Genomic DNA, 17,171 nt, shown 5'->3' with positions numbered 1-17,171 from the left:
ACCGAGCCCTGTGGTTATGGGTCCCGGGTCGCGCTTCGCTTGCCCGGGACGACGGGTGTTACGCGTTCCCGCGATCCTCGCGGAACAGGTCGAGCTTCTGCTGCACCGGGCGGTCGGAGAACGAGAACAGCACGGAGTCGGCATCGGCCTCGTGGGTGACCCAGTGCCAGCTCGGCACCACGAACAGGTCGCGCGGTCCCCACTCGAAAGTCTGGTCGCCGACGCGGGTGCGGCCCTTGCCCTCGATCGCGGCGAACACGGTCGCGTCGGTGGCGCGATAGCGCGCGGTCTTGAAACCCTTCGGCAGCAGCTGGATGAAGGTGCCAATGGTCGGCATCGCAAAATCGCCGGTCTCGGGGTTGGAGAATTTCAGCTTCAGGCCGTGGCAGGCGTCCCATTCGTCGCTGACCTTGGCCTTCTCCAGCGCCTCGCGGGTGTATTCATAGGGGTAGTTGAAGATCGGCGAGGTCTTCGACGTCCGCTTCTGGTCAACAGGCAGCAGATTGTGGCCGTAGCGCGCGAAGCTCGCGCCGGCCGGCTTGGAGATCGACTGCTGGTCTTCCTTGGCGCCTTCCGCAAACGAGCAGTCGAAGAATTGCACCATCGGAATGTCGAGCCCGTCGAGCCAGAACATCGGCTCACTGGTTTCGTTGGAATGGTCGTGCCAGGTCATCGAGGGCGTGATGACGAAATCGCCCGGCGCCATCGCGGTGCGCTCGCCATCGACGGCGGTGAAGGCGCCCTTGCCCTCGAGCACGAAGCGCAGCGCTGACTGGGCGTGACGATGGGCAGGAGCGATGTCGCCCGGCACCACCATCTGCACGCCGGCGAACAGCGAGGTCGTGATCTTGGACTGGCCGCGCAGGCCGGGATTTTCCAGCACCAGCACGCGACGCTCGGCTTCCTTGGCCGTGATCAGCCTGCCGGCCTCGTTCATGTAATCGCGGATCTGATCGAATTTCCAGAGGTGAGGGCGGCAGGCGCTCTTCGGCTCCGGCGTGATCAGATCGTTCATCACGTTCCAGAGTGCCGAGAGGTTTTCGCCGTCGATCTTCTTGTAGAACGCCTCGCGCTCCGGGGTCTTCTGCACGGCTTCCATGGCAAGCCTCCCATCATTCTTGTCGGTTCAATTTAATTGACAGTATACTCACAATATGGCTAGCGTCAATCAAACGAAATGCAAGGGAGGTTCCGATGAAGCTGCATGGCTATTTCCGGAGCAGCGCGTCCTATCGGGTGCGGATCGCCCTCAATCTGAAGGGGCTCACGCCCGAGCATCTGCCGCATCATCTGCGCAAGGGCGAGCAATGCGCGCCCGCTTATCTTGCGATCAACCCGCAGGGGCTGGTGCCGACGCTGGAGGATGACGCCGGCGCGATCCTGACGCAGTCGCTCGCGATCATCGAATGGCTCGACGAGACCCATCCTAATCCGCCGCTGCTGCCGAACGATCCGCTGCGGCGTGCCAAGGTGCGGGCGTTCGCGCAGGCGATCGCCTGCGACACCCACCCGGTGCAGAATCTGAAGGTGCTGGCGCGGCTGCGACAGCTCGGCCTGCCGGAGGCGCAGGTGACGGAGTGGGCGGCCTGGGCCAATCGCGAGGGTCTGTCGGCGTGCGAGACCCTGATCGCGGAAGAGGCGGGGCCGTTCTGCTTCGGCGACCAGCCGACCCTGGCCGATCTCTGCCTGGTGCCGCAGCTTGCCAATGCGCGGCGCTTCGGCGTCGATCTCTCGGCCTATCCGCGCCTGCTCAAGGCAGAGGCCGCGGCGAAACAGGTCAAGGCGTTTGCCGACGCCGCCCCGGACAAGCAACCCGATGCCGAATAGCAAGCCAACGCCCGTCACCATGGACGCGGTCTACACCGCGCCCGGCTATCTGTTTCGACGGATGCAGCAGATCGCGGTCGCGTTGTTCATCGAGGAGTGCAAGGCGTTCGACTTGACGCCGGTGCAGTACGCCGCGCTGGTGACGATCTCGAACCATCCCGGCATCGACGCCACCCGGCTCTCCGCGGTGATCGCGTTCGACCGCTCCACGCTCGGCAATGTGATCGAGCGGCTGCAGGCCAAGGAGTTCATCGCCCGCAAGCCGTCGCCCGAGGACAAGCGCGTCAAGCTGCTCTATCTCACCAGGGCCGGCGCCGCCGTGCTCAACGACATCATGCCTTCGGTCGACAAGGCGCAGGCGCGGATGCTGCAGCCGCTGAAGCCGGCCGATCGCAAGACGCTGCTGGCGCTGTTGACCCAGCTCGTCGACCTCAACAACGAGTCCTCGCGGGTGCCGCTGCGCGCCGAGGACGCGCTCGAACATCTGGGGAGGTCGGGCTGATGGCAGAGACAAGACCTGTCCTGATCGCGGGCGGCGGCATCGGTGGGCTGGCCGTGGCGCTGGGCCTCGCGCAGAAGGGCATCCGCTCGGTCCTGCTGGAGAAGGCCGCAGCACTCGGCGAGATCGGCGCCGGCATCCAGCTCGGGCCGAATGCGTTCCACGCCCTCGACTATCTCGGCGTCGGCGAAGCCGCGCGCAACATGGCCGTCTATATCGATCAGCTGCGGCTGATGGATGCGCTGACCGCCGACGAGATCACCCATATCGATCTTGGCGACAGTTTTCGGGCGCGGTTCGGCAATCCCTATGCGGTGGTGCATCGCGGCGATCTGCATGGCGTGTTCCTGCGCGCCTGCCAGAACCACGAGCTGATCGAGCTCCGCGTCTCCAGCGAGGTTGTCGGCTATGAACAGGATGGTTCATCGGTGACTGCAAAACTCGCCAGTGGCGAGCGCATTACCGGACGTCTCCTGATCGGCGCCGACGGACTGTGGTCGAATATCCGCAAGCAGGTGACATCAGACGGACCGCCGCGCGTCTCCGGCCACACCACCTATCGCTCCGTGATCCCGACGGAGCAGATGCCGGAGGATCTGCGCTGGAACGCGGCCACACTGTGGGCCGGCCCGAAATGCCACATCGTGCACTACCCGCTGTCAGGCTGGAAGGTGTTCAACCTCGTCGTCACCTACCACAATGACGCGCCGGAGCCGGTCGCCGGCAAGCCGGTCTCCGAGGACGAGGTGATGAGGGGTTTTACCCACGTCCACGAGCGTGCGCAGAACATCATCCGCCACGGCACCAACTGGAAGCTCTGGGTGCTGTGCGACCGCGATCCCGATGAGCGCTGGATCGACGGCCGCGTCGTGCTGCTCGGCGATGCCGCGCATCCGATGCTGCAATATTTCGCGCAAGGCGCCTGCCAGGCGATGGAGGACGCGGTGTGCCTGTCGCACATGCTGGCCAACCACGATGATCAGGCGGCGGCACTCGATGCTTACCGCGCGCAACGCTTCCCCCGCACCGCGCGCGTGCAGCTGATGTCACGCGCGATCGGCGAGCACGTCTACCATCCCGCCGGCGAGCACGCCCGCATCCGCAACGCGATCATGAGCGCGAAGTCGCAGGAGGAGTGGTGCGATGATATTGCGTGGCTGTATGGCGGGACGGGGTTGGGAAGTTAGTTGCTACAAACTCAGTCGTCGTCCCGGACAAGCGAGCGTAGCGAGCGCGATCCGGGACCCATAACCACGAATGTCTATGAGGTTGCACGCTGGGGCCACAGTGCAATGCATCAATAAGCATTGGTGGTTATGGGTCCCGGCCTTCGCCGGGACGACAGCGAGCAAGTGGTGGCGTCGCGGCCCTCACATCCGCATCACCGCCTGCCGGTCGATCTTCCCCGTGCCGGTCTTCGGCAGCTCGTCGATGAACTTCACCTCGCGCGGATATTTGTATGGCAGCAGCTTCGCCTTGACGTAATCCTGCAGCCGCCGCGTTGCCTCATCGGTGTCGAAGCCGCCCTTGTTCATCACCACCACGGCGCGCAGCGTCATGCGGCGGTCCGGCAGTTCGGTGGCGTAGACGGCGCATTCGCGCACGTCGGGATGACCGGCGAGGCAGAGCTCGACCTCGAGCGGATAGACCCACTGGCCGGAGATCTTGATCAGATCGTCGGCGCGGCCGCGGAAGAAGTGGAAGCCGTCGCCGTCGCGGACAAAGCGGTCGCCGCTGTAGATCCAGCCGTCCTCGCGCACGGTCTCGGCGGTCTTGTCGGGCCTGTTCCAGTACAGCGGGGTCGCGGAATCGCCGCGTACCCACAAAATGCCTTCCTCATTGTCGCCGACCTCGCGGCCGTCGCTGTCGCGCAGCATGATCTCGTAGCCGGGCACGCGCAGGCCGGCGGCGCCAAGCTTTTTCTTTTCCGCGCGGTTGCAGAGATAGATGTGCAGCACCTCGGTCGAGCCGAGGCCCTCGATGATCTCGAGCCCGGTGAGCTGCTTCCAGCCGTTGAACACATCAGCTGAAAGCACCTCCGCGGCCGAGACCGCCATCCGCAGCGAGGAGAAATCGGCAGCGTCCGCGCCTTCGGCCTTGGTCAGCGAGATGTAGAGCGTCGGCAGGCCGAAGAACACGGTCGGCCGATACTGCGCGATCGCCGCGAAGATCGCCGCCGGCTTCGGCTGGCCCGGCAGCAGCAGCGTCGCGGCGCCGACCGAGAAAGGAAACGTGATCGAATTGCCGAAGCCATAGGCGAAGAAGATCTTCGGCACCGAGAAGCAGATATCGCCAGGCCCGAGCTTCAGCACGTTGCGGGCAAAGGCGAGCTCGCTATAGGCCATGTCGTGCTGCAGATGCACGATGCCCTTGGGTCGGCCGGTCGAGCCCGACGAATACATCCAGAACGCCATCTCGTTGCGCTGCGTATCGGCCTCGTCGAGTTCGCCCGGAAACGCCTGCAGCCAGTCGCCGGCGTTGCGCATCTCAGGCACGGCATGCTCGCCGGCGGCACCGTTGACCACGATCAGCGTGCGCAGTGGTGTGTCCTTGCAGGCCTCCGCGTTGAAGCGCGTGCAGAATTCGGCGTCAGTCACGGCGACCTGCGCGCCGGCGTCGGACAGATAGAACTGCAGCAGCTCTGATGTCGTCAGCGTGTTGATCAGCAGCGGCACGAAGCCGGCGCGCACCGCGCCGAAGAATGCGGCCGGGTAGGCCGGCGTGTCGTCGAGGAACAGCAGCACGCGGTCGCCGCGCTCTAGTCCGAGCGACGTGAAGGCGCGGCCCCAGCGCGCCGCGTCAGTGCAGAGCTCGCGATAGGTTCGCGTCCCGGCGGGACCGATCAGCGCCAGGCGTTCAGCGTTGCCATTGCCGAGATTGTCGAACAGGATGCGGCTCGCATTGTAGTGCTCGGGTATCGCAAAGCCGATCTCGCGCGCACCGGAATTGTCCAGCGGAACCTGGTCGGCGATCCCTGTCATGAGTGTCCCTTTGCGGCTTCATAGCGGGCCATGAAGCCGGGCGACATCGCGCGCAGCCGCGCGTCGTCGATCCGGCCGGAGCGGGTGATGTAGCTGTAGGCGAAGTCCATCAGGTCGCGCTTCATATGCGCGGGGAAATGCTCGTACCAGTCGGCGCTGGTCCGCGCCGCGGTGACGAGCTTCTTCACGATCGGCTTGCGCTCGCTCTCGTAGCGCCCAAGCGCGGCGGCGATGTCGGCCTCGGTCTCCAGCGCCTTGGTCAGCGCGATCGCGTCCTCGATCGCAAGCCGCGTGCCCGAGCCGATCGAGAAATGTGCCGAATGCAGGGCGTCGCCGATCAGCACCATGTTGCCGTGCGACCAGCGCTCGTTCCAGATCCACGGAAAATTGCGCCACACCGATTTGTTCGAGATCAGCCGGTGGCCGTCCAGCGTTTCGGCAAACACGTCTTCGCAGATCGCCTGCGATTCTTCGATGCTCTTGTCGGCAAAGTCATAGGCGACCCAGGTCGCCGCGTCGCACTCGACCAGGAAGGTGCTCATGTCCCTGGCGTAGCGGTAATGATGGGCGTTGAAGCTGCCGCGCTCGGTTGCCACAAAGGTCTGCGACAGCGTCGCGAAAGGTTTTGTGGTGCCGTACCAGGCGAATTTGTTGCTCGAATGCGAGACCGACGCGCCGAACGCGGTCTCGAAGCCGCGGCGGACCATCGAGTTCAGCCCGTCGGCGGCAACGATCAGGTCGTAACCCCTGAGCTCGTCGACCGCCTGCACCACGGTGTCGAAGCGCGGCGTGATGCCGACGCTGCGCACGCGCTGCTGCAGGATCGTCAGCAGTTCCAGCCGGCCGATCGAGGAAAACCCGACGCCGTCGATCTCGACGCTCTCGCCGCGCAGGTTGAGGGTGATGTTCTTCCAGCTCTCCATCCGCGGCGCGATGGCGTCGACCGTCTCGGGGTCGTCGGCGCGCAGGAAGTCCAGCGCCTGCTCGGAGAACACCACGCCGAAGCCCCAGGTGGCGCCGGCGGCGTTCTGCTCGAACAGATCGATCTCGGCGTCAGGGTGACGCTTCTTCCAGAGATAGGCGAAATAGAGCCCGCCGGGCCCTCCGCCGATCACGGCGATCCGCAACGTCTGCCTCCCAGATTGACAGTGTACTTACTATTTGCTCCACACTAATCTCCCTCCGGCGGGAACGCCAGAGGGAAAATGCGCGAGGCGACTATCCTGTTGGCGCTGAAAGGCTCAGTAGCAGCGGCGGACCTTCACGCCGCCGACCCATACCCAGCGGCAGCCGGCGACGACGGGCTTGCGGACAACGACGGCGCCGCGCGCGCCGGCGCATCCGGCGCGATAGACGCCGCGGGCGCAAACCACCGCGTTGGCGTCGGAGGATTCAAAGGTCATGGTCGCGGTAAAGGACAAAAGGGCCGCAGCGATCAGCAAAAATGAACGCATAATATTCCCTCTCCCGGGGTGAGGCTTGATTGGCCTGTGATTGATCAACAAGGTGCTACGGCTCCGTGACCGGCAATCGCCGGGCACATGTCGTCTCACCGCCTGCGCGGCTACTTCTTTTCCGCCTCCGCCAGCACCTTCTTGCAGGCCGGCGTCAGCTTGTCGCTCTGCTTGGCGAGACAGGCGATGATGCGCCCGCCGCCGGGCGTCACGCTCTTGCAGAACTTCTCGTAGTCGCCCATGCAGGCGTCGCGTTGGGCGTTGGTCAGCTCCTGGGCGTAGACGGCGGTCGTGCCGCAGAGCAGTGCGGCAGTCAGGACAATACGCAGCATCGTTGGCTCCCGTTGCGGTCAGTCTCGTGACAACAGGATTACCGCGCCGCGAACGGCGCCAGCACGTCGCGGCATTCCGGCGAGAGCGAGCCGGCATTGGTCGCCAGGCATTGCAGGATCCGACCGCCGCCGGGTTGGACGCCGCCGCAGATCGAGCGGACGTCGGCGCCGCAGGCCGAGCGCAGCACCAACAGCTCTTCGCGCGGGCGCATCGGCCGCAGCACGATCACAGTCGGTGTTGCCGCCGGTGCCGCGGCCGGCGCAGCTGTCGTCGCAGCAGCGCCGGCGGCCGGCGCGGCGCCACCGCCGGCGGCGGCCACCGCCTTCTCGCAGGCCGGCGAGAGTTTTGCCTTGTTCTTCTCAAGGCATTGCAGCGCAGGCGCGCCGCCGGTCGGCACACCCGCACAGACCTTGGGATAATCGGAGCGGCACGCGCTGCGGATCGCCGAGATCTGTGCATTGGACGGCGTCCCAGCCGCCTTCGGTGCGGCCGCCTCAGCGGCGGGCTTGGCCGCCGTCGCCGGAGCTGCGTCGGTCTTGGCTGCATCGGTCTTGGCTGCCGCGGGCGCGGTATCCGCCTTTGGCGCCGCGGCCGGCGCTTCCACGGCCTTCACGGCGCTGGCGCAACCCGGTGCGAGGCTTGCCATGTTCTTCTGCAGACATTGCAGCGACGCTTCGCCGCCTGGCGGAACGCTGGAGCAGTGCGCGATATAATCATTGCGGCATTGTGACTTGATGGCGTCGCGCTGCGCCTGGCTCGGCGCCTGCGACATCGCCGGTGCGGTGCTCATCAGTGCCGCAAGCGCAAGCCATGCGGATAGCTTCGTTGCTCGTGTCAACGCATTGATCATCTGACTAAATCCTCTCGTCGCGCCGGAAGCCTCCGGCTCAACTGAACTGCGTTCTGAAAAGTCTTGCTCTAACAACCTTCGCGAGCGGCATCATTTTCGGTTTCGAGTTCCGCTGCAAGCGGATTGTTGCTATGAAAGAATCAGGCTGTTTTTTTCGCTCGCTTCGACATCTCTATCCTTGAATTAAGTCATTTGAATTGAGGCTCGGAAATGAGGCATGCGCGCGCATCGGCACATTTCATGCGGAGCAATTTTGTGCGGCTGCGAAACGCGCCACTGACGCGTTCGGCTTTCGTCATATCCGCCTTTGTCAGTTTAAGTGCCTGCGAGCAAAACAGTTTTGTTGCGCCTCCGCCACCCAAGGTCGAGGTTGCGCCGCCGGTGCAGCGCGCCATCACGCGCTATCTGGACGCCACCGGAAACACCGCGCCGATCAAGACCGTCGATCTGGTCGCGCGCGTGCAAGGCTTCCTGCAGTCGATCAATTATCAGGACGGCGCTCAGGTCAAGGACGGCACCACCCTGTTCACGATCGAGCCGGAGACCTACAAGCTGAAACTGGAGCAGGCGCAGGCGGCCGAAGTCGGCGCACAGGCGACGCTGAAGCAGGCCGAGGCCGACTTTAAGCGGCAGACGGATCTGGTGCAGCGCCAGGCGGTCTCGCAGTCGACGCTGGATAGCTCGACCTCGGTGCGGGACAACGCGCAGGCCAGTCTGCAGCAGGCCCAGGTCAATACCAAGATCGCCGCGGTCAATTACGGCTACACCAATGTGGCGGCGCCGTTCGACGGCATCGTCAGCAACCATCTGGTCTCGGTCGGCGAACTGGTCGGCGTGGCGTCGCCTACCCAGCTTGCCACCATCGTGCAGCTCGACCCGATCTATGTGAATTTCAACGTCAGTGAACAGGACGTGCAGCGGGTGCGCGACGAAGCGCGCCGCCTCGGCATGACGGTCAACGACATCAGACAGCTGCCGGTCGAGGTCGGCCTGCAGACCGAGGCCGGCTACCCGCACAAGGGCAAGCTCGATTACGTCTCGCCGACCGTCAATCAGTCGACCGGAACGCTTCCCGTCCGTGGCTTGATACCCAATCCAGATCGCGTGCTGCTGCCGGGCTTCTACGTCCGCGTTCGCGTGCCGTTCACCAAGCAGGAGAACGCGCTGCTGGTGCCTGACGTCGCGATCGGCAGCGATCAGGCCGGCCGCTACGTGCTGGTGGTCAACGCCGACAATGTGGTCGAGCAGCGCAAGGTCACCACCGGGCCGCTCGACGGAGGGCTGCGCGTCATCGAGAGTGGGCTGAAGGCGGACGATCGCGTCGTGACCGCCGGGCTGCTGCGCGCGATCCCCGGGCAGAAGGTCGATCCGCAGGTGCAGAAGGGCGACGCGGCGCCGGCACCGGCCAAATAGGGGCGCGCCATGATCTCGAAATTCTTCATCGAGCGCCCGGTCCTTTCCAACGTCATCGCGATCCTGATGATCCTGCTTGGCGGCGTGGCGCTGTATAATCTTGCGGTCGCACAATATCCCGACGTGGTGCCGCCGACGGTGCAGGTGACGACGCGCTATCCCGGCGCATCGGCCAAGACGGTGGTCGACACCGTGGCGCTGCCGATCGAGCAGCAGGTGAACGGCGTCGAGGATATGCTGTACATGCAGTCCTACAGCGGCGCTGACGGCACCTATACGCTGACGGTGACCTTCAAGATCGGCACCGATCTCAATTTCGCGCAGGTGCTGGTACAGAACCGGGTCTCCTCGGCGCTGGCGCAGCTGCCGTCCGCGGTGCAGAACCAGGGCGTCACGGTGCAGAAGAAGTCGACCTCGATTCTTCTCTTCGTGACCCTGACCTCGCCGAACAAGACCTACGACAGCCTGTTTCTGTCGAACTACGCCACCATCAACATCCGCGACGAGCTGTCTCGGCTATCAGGCGTCGGCAACGTCACGGTGTTCGGCGCCGGCCAGTATTCGATGCGGGTCTGGCTCGATCCGAACAAGCTGCAGGTCCGCGGGCTGGTGCCGCAGGACGTCATCCAGGCGATCCAGCAGCAGAGCCAGCAGGTCACCGCCGGCCAGGTCGGCGCGCCACCGACGCCGGCGGGGCAGGCGTTCCAGTACACGCTGAACGTCAACGGCCGCCTCGACGACAAGAGCCAGTTCGAGGACATCATCGTCAAGACAGGCACTGTCGGCGACGTCACCCGCGTCCGCGACGTCGGCTGGGTCGAGCTTGGCGCGCAGACCTACAGCCAGATCTTTTCGCTGAACCAGAAGCCGGCGACCGGCATCGGCGTGTTCCAGTCGCCGGGCGCCAATGCGCTGCAGGTCGAGAAGGCGGTCGAGAAGAAGATGGCGGAGCTGGCCAAGCAGTTCCCGCAGGACATCCAATACGACACGCCGTTCGACACCACCAAATTCGTCAACGCCTCGATCGAGGAGGTCTACAAGACCCTGATCGAGGCCGGCTTGCTGGTGCTGGTCGTGATCCTGATCTTCCTGCAGGACTGGCGAGCGATGCTGGTGCCGGCGACCACCGTGCCGGTCACGATCATCGGCGCGTTCGCAGGCATGGCCGCGCTCGGCTTCACCATCAACCTCTCGACGCTGTTTGCGATCGTGCTGGCGATCGGCATCGTGGTCGACGACGCCATCGTCGTGGTCGAGGGCGCGGCGCACAATATCGAGCGCGGCATGTCGGGACACGACGCTGCGATCAAGGCGATGGACGAATTGTTCGCGCCGATCGTCGGCATCACGCTGGTGCTGATCTCGGTGTTTTTGCCGGCGGCGTTCCTGCCGGGGCTGACCGGGCGGATGTACGCGCAGTTCGCGCTGGTGATCGCCGCCACCGCGCTGCTCAGCGCGGTCAATGCCGCGACGTTGAAGCCGACGCAGTGCGCGCTGTGGCTGCGTCCTCCCGCGCCGCCCGAGCAGCGCAACTTCTTCTATCGCGGCTTCAACGCGGTCTATGACCGGCTGGAGCGTGGTTATACACGCGTCGTCGGCGGCATTGCCGGGCACGCCAAGACCTCGGTCGCGGTCGCGCTTGTTATCATCGGGCTCGCCGGCTACGGCCTGTCGCGGGTGCCGACCGGCTTCATCCCGATCGAGGACCAGGGCTATCTGCTCGCCGCGGTGCAATTGCCCGACGGCGCAGCGCTCGACCGTACCCAGCAGGTGCTCGACAGGGTCACAGAGATTGCCCGCAAGACGCCCGGTGTCGACCAGGTGGTCTCGATCGCCGGCATCTCCGCACTCGACAACTCCTCGAGCCTCGCCAATGCCGGCGTCGCCTACCTGATTCTGAAGGACTGGAGCGCGCGCGGGCCGGGCGAGGACCTGCGTTCGCTGGTCTACGGGCTCAACGACAAGCTCGCGGTGATCCCGGAAGCGCGCATCCTGGTGATCCCGCCGCCGCCGATCCAGGGCATCGGCAATGCCGCCGGCTTTGCCATGCAGGTCGAGCTGCGTGACGGCAATGCCGATTACGGCAAGCTGCAGGCGGTCACCGGGGCGATCGTCGCCAATGCCCAGACCCAGAGCGCGCTGCAACGCGTCCAGTCGTCGTTCCGCTCAATGGTGCCGCAGTTCGACGTCGAGGTCGATCGGGTCAAGACCCAGATCCTGCACGTCACCCCCGACCAGATCTTCGCGGCGCTGTCGACCTATCTTGGCGCCAGCTACGTCAATCAGTTCACCAAGTTCGGCCGCACCTTCCAGGTCTATACCCAGGCCGAGGCACAGTACCGCCTGTCGCTGCGCGACATCGAGAACATGATGGTGCGCAACAGCAATGGCGACATGATCCCGCTCGGCACGGTGGCGAAGATCACGCCGTCGGTCGGGCCGTCGCTGATCAGCCTCTACAACCTCTATCCGTCCGCCACCATCATCGGTCTGCCGGCGCAGGGCTACTCTTCCGGCCAGTCGATGACGCTGATGGAGGAGATCGCGGCAAAGACGCTGCCGCCGGGTTCGGGCTTCGAGTGGACGGCGATGTCGTACCAGGAGAAGGAGGTCGGCGGCCAGATCTACTATGTGTTCGCGCTGGCGCTGTTGCTGGTCTACCTCGTGCTCGCAGGACAGTATGAGAGCTGGTACGCACCGATCTCGGTGATCCTGGCCGTGCCGCTGTCGCTGCTCGGCCCGACGCTGGTGCTGCTCAGCCTGCGGATCGAGAACAACCTCTACACCCAGATCGGCATCATCCTGTTGATCGCGCTGTCGGCCAAGAACGCGATCCTGATCGTCGAGGTCGCGCTCGAGCACCATCTGCGCGACGGGCGGTCGGTCCTGGACTCGGCGATCGATGCGGCGCGCGCCCGCTTCCGGCCGATCCTGATGACGTCGTTCGCCTTCATCCTCGGCGTGCTGCCGCTGGTGATGGCCACCGGAGCCGGCGCCAACGCCCGCAAGTCGATCGGCATCACCGTGTTCTCCGGCATGATCGCCTCGACCTGCCTCGCGGTGCTGTTCGTGCCGGCATTCTTTGTCGTGGTGCAGACGTTCGAGAACTGGCGCAAGGCGAAGAAGGGCAAGGTGGCGCCGCCGCAAGCCGCGCCGCAGGCGCCGGGCACGGTGCACTAGGGCCGCGCAACCCAATCCATCCCCGTCACCCTGAGGAGGCCGCGAAGCGGCCGTCTCGAAGGGCGAACGGCCCCAGCGGGGCCGTGCATCCTTCGAGACGCGCTACGCGCTCCTCAGGATGACGGGATCAATAGCGTCTTTGCCCTACACCTTCACCATGCGCTTGCCGCGGTTCTCGCCGGCCAACAGCCCGATCAGCGCCCGCGGGGTGTTCTCGATCCCGTCGATCACGTCCTCCTGCACCTTGAGCTTGCCCGAGGCGACCCAGGACTGCAGGTCGGCGAGGGCGGCCTGGCTCTGGTCCATGTAGTTCATCACGATGAAGCCCTGCATGACGAGCCGCTTCACCACGATCAGGCCGGGCACACCGCGCGGGCCGTGCGCGGAGGGGACGCCGTCATATTGCGAGATCGCGCCGCAGCAGGCGATGCGGCCGCGATTGTTCATCTGCGCCAGACAGGCCTCCAGGATGTCGCCGCCGACATTGTCGAAATAGACGTCGATGCCCTTTGGCGCGGCCGCGCGCAGCGCCTTGTAGGTGGCGCCGTCCTTGTAGTCGACCGCGGCATCGAAGCCGAGCTCTGAGGTCAGCCAGTGGCACTTGTCCTTGCCGCCGGCGATGCCGACGACACGGCAGCCCTTGATCTTTGCAATTTGCCCGACGATCGAGCCGACCGAGCCCGCGGCGGCCGACACCACCACGGTCTCGCCTTCCTTGGGCTTGCCGACATGGAGCAGGCCGAAATAGGCGGTCAGGCCGGCGATGCCGTACACGCTGAGCAGATGCGTCATCGGCTCGAGCTTCGGCATCTTGGTCAGGTGCCTGGCGGGCACCGCGGCAAAATCCTGCCAGCCGGTGTCGCCGAACACGATGTCGCCCGGCTTCAGGCCGGGGTCCTTCGACGCCACCACCTCGGCGATGCCGCCGCCGGCCATCACGGTGTTGGCTTCGACCGCGGCGCGGTAGGTGGCGCCGTGCATCCAGGCGCGGTTGGCGGCGTCGAGCGAGATGTAGCGCGTTCGCACCAGCGCCTCGCCGTCCTTCGGCTCGGGGATCGCACCCTTGGTCAGACGGAAATGCTCGGGGCCAAGCTTGCCGGTGGGCTTTTCAACAAGCAGGATCTGGCGATTGACGGTGTCGTTCATTGGCGGTGTCTCCCCTCGCGTTGGTCGTTTCGCATGCAGTTTGACTGCGGTGCGCGCAGCTCTCTGCACAGATTGTGCGCTGCATGAACGCTAGTCCTCGCGCTGGCATTCCACAACGGGAACATTTCGGCAAAGGCCCGCTCGGCGCGAAGCGTGTTGCTTAGCTGCGTAAATCTGCCACACTTGCCGTTCGTCGGGAACTTACGGGGGTAAGAGAATGTCGAACAGGTTTACGCAGTACATCCTGATTGCGATGGTCCTTGGCATCGCGATGGGGACGATTGTCTTCAACTACTTTCCTGACAGCCGTGCCGAGATCGCAGCAGACGTCAATTTGATTGCGATGCTGTTCCTGCGCCTGATCAAGATGATCATCGCGCCGCTGGTGTTCGCAACCCTCGTCGGCGGCATCGCCCATATGGGAAGCGGCGCTCGTCTCGGCCGCATCTTCGCCAAGACCATGGGCTGGTTCGTCACCGCATCATTTGTCTCGCTGCTGCTCGGCCTCGTGATGGTCAATTTGCTGCAGCCCGGCGCCAACTTCCCCGGCACGCTGCCCGACAAGGCGCAGTCGACCGGCCTGCCGGTGTCGGCTTTCTCCTTTGAAAAATTCTTGACCCATTTGATCCCGACCTCGATTGCGGACGCGATGGCGCAGAACGAGATCCTGCAGATCGTGGTGTTCGCGGTGTTCTTCGCGGTCGCGCTCGGCGCCATGCCTGAGCGGGCCAAGCCGATCATGGGCCTGATCGACGACCTCGCGCACATCATGCTCAAGGTCACGGGTTATGTGATGCTGTTCGCCCCGCTCGCGGTGTGGGCCGCGATCATGGCCACCGTCTCGAAGAACGGCCTCGGCGTGCTCTGGAAGCTGATCGTCTTCATGGGCGGCTTCTATCTCTCGCTGCTGATCCTGTGGAGCATCCTGGTCATCGTCGGGTTCATCGCGATCGGGCCACGCTACAGCCATCTGCTGCGGCTGATCCGCGAGCCGCTGATGATCGCGTTCTCGACCGCCTCCTCGGAGGCGGCCTACCCGAAGACGCTGGAGGGGCTGAACCGGTTCGGCGCCTCCTCGCGCATCTCGGCCTTCGTGCTGCCGCTCGGTTATTCCTTCAACCTCGACGGCACGATGATGTACTGCACCTTCGCGAGCATCTTCATCGCGCAGACCTACCACATCGAGATGTCGCTCGGCACGCAGCTCGCGATGCTGGCGACCTTGATGATCACCTCGAAGGGTGTGGCCGGCGTGCCGCGCGCCTCGCTGGTGGTGATCGCCTCGACGCTGGCGCAGTTCAACATCCCCGAGGCCGGGCTGTTGATGATCATGGGCATCGACACCTTCCTCGACATGGGCCGCAGCGCCACCAACGTGATCGGCAATTCGCTGGCGACCGCGGTGGTCGCGAAGTGGGAGGGCGAGCTGAAGGCCGAGCACGAGCTCGGGCCCGACGACGCGGTGCCGCAGGACGCGGTGCCCGGCGCCGTGATGGCCGGCCATTGACGGGAGGCATGCATGCATCGCGCCCGCTGGAGGCCGATACGGGCTGAGAGGCTACTGCTGTCAGCATGTCTGCTGGCAGCAAGCCTGCTCGCCGCACCGGTGTCCGCACAGCCGGCAGGCGAGGGGCTCAGCCCTACGCTCGCCAACATCAAGGCCACGCACACGGTGCGGATCGGCTATCGCGAGAGCTCGCCGCCGTTCTCGTTCCTCGACCACTCGAACCGTCCGATCGGCTACAGTCTCGAGCTGTGCGATGCGATCGTCGAGGAGATCGGGACCGAGGTCGACGACGCCAACCTCAAGGTCGACTATGTCAAGGTCACTTCCGACGACCGCATTCCGGCGGTCGTCGACAAGAAGATCGATCTCGAATGCGGATCGACCACGGCGAATGCCGAGCGCGGCAAGCTGGTCGCGTTCTCGCCGCTGATGTTCGTGGCCGGCACCAAGCTGATGGTGCCGAAGGCCTCGGGCGTCACCCAGGTCGGCGACCTGAAGGGCAAGACGGTGGTGGTGACCAAGGGCACCACCAACGAGCAGGCGATGCACAATGTCGACGCCAAGCAACAGCTCGGCCTCAACATCGTCACCTCGCCCGACCACGAGCAGTCCTACCAGATGCTGGTGGACGGCAAGGCGGATGCGTTCGCGACCGACGACATCCTGCTCTACGGCCTGATCGCGCGGCACAAGTCGCAGGACAAGTTCCGGGTCACCGGCGACTATCTGTCCTACGATCCCTACGGCATCATGTACCGCAAGGGCGAGCCGCAGATGAAGGAGGTGGTCGAGCGCGCATTCCGCAAGCTCGCCTCGAACCGCGACATCGTCCCGCTCTACAACAAGTGGTTCGTCGCCCGCCTGCCGACCGGCGAGAAGCTCAACGTCGCGATCTCGCCGCAACTCGAAGAGGCCTTCAAGGTGCTCGACGAGAACCAGTAGGGTAAACACCCGTGTCGTCCCGGCTCCCGTGCGCAATTGCGCACTAGGCCGGGACGACGAAGTTACGCGAACACCTGATCCAGCGTCGCCGAATACGCCGCCTCGACCAGCGCCGGATGCCGGCGGCCCAGCGCTTCCATCTTCACCCCGGAATTCACCTCGAGGATTTGCCACGCGCCGTCGGCGCGCACGACGTCGATCGAGGCAAAGCGGATGCCGACGGCCTGCGCGGCCGTGATCGCCAGCGCGACGCAGGCCTCGCGCGTCGCGTCGTCAGTGAGCAGCACGGGCTCGGCGCCGGCATCGAGGTTGTGCCGCCAGTTCAACAGCCGCCGCTCGCCGGCTGACGGAATTTCGTCGAGCGCGGCGTCGTCGAAATCCTCGGTGATGGTCTTGAGCTGCTCCGCCGTCGCCGCCGCCTGCGCCAGCGCGCGCAGCGAATGCACGCCGTCGCCAACCACCGACGGGCGCGTCTTGCCGTAGACGATCAGCGCGCGATCATCGAGCAGCACCACGCGCACCTCGTCCTCGATCTCGACATAAGGCGAGATCGCAAGGCTCGGATGCACGGCCAGGATGCGCGCGACCGCGGTCTCCAACTGCCCGCGCGTCGTGACGCGAAAGACGAGCTCGCCGGATGTCCCCTCGTTGGGTTTGACGGCAAGCCCGCGCGGATGCTCGTGGAGCAGACGCTGCATCGCCTCCAGCGAGTCCGATCCCGGGATGTGCTTGCTGAGCTTCGCGCCGAGAACCAGCGTGTGCGGAATGGCTGATACGCCGGCCGATGCCAGCACCTCGGCGCAGGCCGATTTGTCGTTGGCGACCTGATGCGCGACCGCGCTGTTCAGCCCGATGTCGTAGCCGATCACGAGCCGCCGTTCGCTGCCCCTGGTCATGATGACCAGCCAGCCGCCGGAGCGCACCTCGACCGCGATTCCGCGCGCCAGACAATATTTTTTGATGGTTTCCAGGAAGATTCGCTGGCTGATCAGGACCACGAGATCATTTTCCCTTCGCCGCGGTTTTCGTAGCAATTATT

At 64.9% G+C, this 17,171-nt stretch carries 15 protein-coding genes; 7 read left to right on the top strand and 8 right to left on the bottom strand.

Annotation, left to right across the window (positions count from 1 at the left end; translation table 11 throughout):
- Positions 1-58: 58 nt before the first annotated feature.
- Positions 59-1,099, bottom strand: a complete 1,041-nt coding sequence (gene gtdA, locus HAP54_RS07320) for a gentisate 1,2-dioxygenase (RefSeq protein ID WP_166299256.1) — start codon at positions 1,097-1,099, stop codon at positions 59-61.
- 95 nt (positions 1,100-1,194) lie between these two features.
- On the opposite strand from gtdA, the gene maiA reads away from it, so the two are divergent.
- Genes maiA through HAP54_RS07305 form a run of 3 tightly spaced genes read left to right on the top strand, consistent with a single transcriptional unit; the run spans position 1,195 to position 3,513 of the window.
- The gene (gene maiA / locus HAP54_RS07315) at positions 1,195-1,827 is read left to right on the top strand and encodes a maleylacetoacetate isomerase (protein ID WP_166299255.1); all 633 of its coding nucleotides are present in this window, start codon (positions 1,195-1,197) and stop codon (positions 1,825-1,827) included.
- A complete protein-coding gene (locus HAP54_RS07310; RefSeq protein ID WP_166299254.1) occupies positions 1,817-2,329 on the top strand; it encodes a MarR family winged helix-turn-helix transcriptional regulator in 513 nt (170 codons plus the stop codon). The genes maiA and HAP54_RS07310 overlap by 11 nt, the downstream gene beginning before the upstream one ends.
- Positions 2,329-3,513, top strand: coding sequence for a 3-hydroxybenzoate 6-monooxygenase (locus HAP54_RS07305; protein ID WP_166299253.1), 1,185 nt, complete (start codon positions 2,329-2,331; stop codon positions 3,511-3,513). The genes HAP54_RS07310 and HAP54_RS07305 overlap by 1 nt, the downstream gene beginning before the upstream one ends.
- A gap of 183 nt (positions 3,514-3,696) precedes the next feature.
- On the opposite strand, the gene HAP54_RS07300 is transcribed toward HAP54_RS07305, so the two are convergent.
- The 5 genes from HAP54_RS07300 to HAP54_RS07280 all read right to left on the bottom strand — a co-directional run bounded on the left by HAP54_RS07300 (position 3,697) and on the right by HAP54_RS07280 (position 7,944).
- Positions 3,697-5,307, bottom strand: a complete 1,611-nt coding sequence (locus tag HAP54_RS07300) for a benzoate-CoA ligase family protein (RefSeq protein WP_166299252.1) — start codon at positions 5,305-5,307, stop codon at positions 3,697-3,699.
- A complete protein-coding gene (locus HAP54_RS07295) occupies positions 5,304-6,434 on the bottom strand; it encodes an FAD-dependent monooxygenase (RefSeq protein WP_166299251.1) in 1,131 nt (376 codons plus the stop codon). The genes HAP54_RS07300 and HAP54_RS07295 overlap by 4 nt, the downstream gene beginning before the upstream one ends.
- A gap of 114 nt (positions 6,435-6,548) precedes the next feature.
- Entirely contained in the window at positions 6,549-6,761 is a 213-nt protein-coding gene (locus tag HAP54_RS07290) for a hypothetical protein (RefSeq protein ID WP_166299250.1), read from the bottom strand.
- A gap of 110 nt (positions 6,762-6,871) precedes the next feature.
- Entirely contained in the window at positions 6,872-7,093 is a 222-nt protein-coding gene (locus tag HAP54_RS07285) for a cysteine rich repeat-containing protein (protein ID WP_029083209.1), read from the bottom strand.
- A 38-nt stretch (positions 7,094-7,131) separates the two neighbouring features.
- Positions 7,132-7,944, bottom strand: coding sequence for a cysteine rich repeat-containing protein (locus HAP54_RS07280; RefSeq protein ID WP_166299249.1), 813 nt, complete (start codon positions 7,942-7,944; stop codon positions 7,132-7,134).
- 240 nt (positions 7,945-8,184) lie between these two features.
- Here HAP54_RS07280 and HAP54_RS07275 point away from each other — a divergent pair, with 240 nt between their 5' ends.
- A complete protein-coding gene (locus HAP54_RS07275) occupies positions 8,185-9,357 on the top strand; it encodes an efflux RND transporter periplasmic adaptor subunit (protein ID WP_175619385.1) in 1,173 nt (390 codons plus the stop codon).
- A gap of 9 nt (positions 9,358-9,366) precedes the next feature.
- Positions 9,367-12,537, top strand: a complete 3,171-nt coding sequence (locus HAP54_RS07270) for an efflux RND transporter permease subunit (RefSeq protein ID WP_166299248.1) — start codon at positions 9,367-9,369, stop codon at positions 12,535-12,537.
- Positions 12,538-12,681: 144 nt separating this feature from the next.
- Here the strand turns inward: HAP54_RS07270 and HAP54_RS07265 are convergent, their stop codons facing one another.
- Positions 12,682-13,683 carry an NADP-dependent oxidoreductase gene (locus tag HAP54_RS07265; RefSeq protein ID WP_166299247.1) on the bottom strand — a complete coding sequence of 334 codons (1,002 nt, stop codon included), beginning with the start codon at positions 13,681-13,683 and terminating at the stop codon, positions 12,682-12,684.
- A gap of 217 nt (positions 13,684-13,900) precedes the next feature.
- Here HAP54_RS07265 and HAP54_RS07260 point away from each other — a divergent pair, with 217 nt between their 5' ends.
- Both HAP54_RS07260 and HAP54_RS07255 read left to right on the top strand, forming a co-directional pair.
- Positions 13,901-15,190: a dicarboxylate/amino acid:cation symporter gene (locus tag HAP54_RS07260; protein ID WP_166299246.1), complete on the top strand. Its 1,290-nt coding sequence runs from the start codon at positions 13,901-13,903 to the stop codon at positions 15,188-15,190.
- Between the two features lie 12 nt (positions 15,191-15,202).
- A complete protein-coding gene (locus HAP54_RS07255) occupies positions 15,203-16,132 on the top strand; it encodes an amino acid ABC transporter substrate-binding protein (RefSeq protein WP_166299245.1) in 930 nt (309 codons plus the stop codon).
- Positions 16,133-16,194: 62 nt separating this feature from the next.
- Here HAP54_RS07255 and HAP54_RS07250 read toward each other — a convergent pair whose 3' ends face one another.
- On the bottom strand, positions 16,195-17,130 hold the full coding sequence (locus tag HAP54_RS07250; RefSeq protein ID WP_166299244.1) for an ATP-grasp domain-containing protein: 936 nt from the start codon (positions 17,128-17,130) through the stop codon (positions 16,195-16,197).
- Positions 17,131-17,171 lie beyond the last annotated feature (41 nt).

Source organism: Bradyrhizobium sp. 2S1, assembly GCF_011516625.5.
Lineage (GTDB): Bacteria > Pseudomonadota > Alphaproteobacteria > Rhizobiales > Xanthobacteraceae > Bradyrhizobium > Bradyrhizobium septentrionale.
The sequence above is the reverse complement of the archived record's forward strand: the minus strand, read 5'-3'. Positions and strand labels throughout refer to the sequence as shown.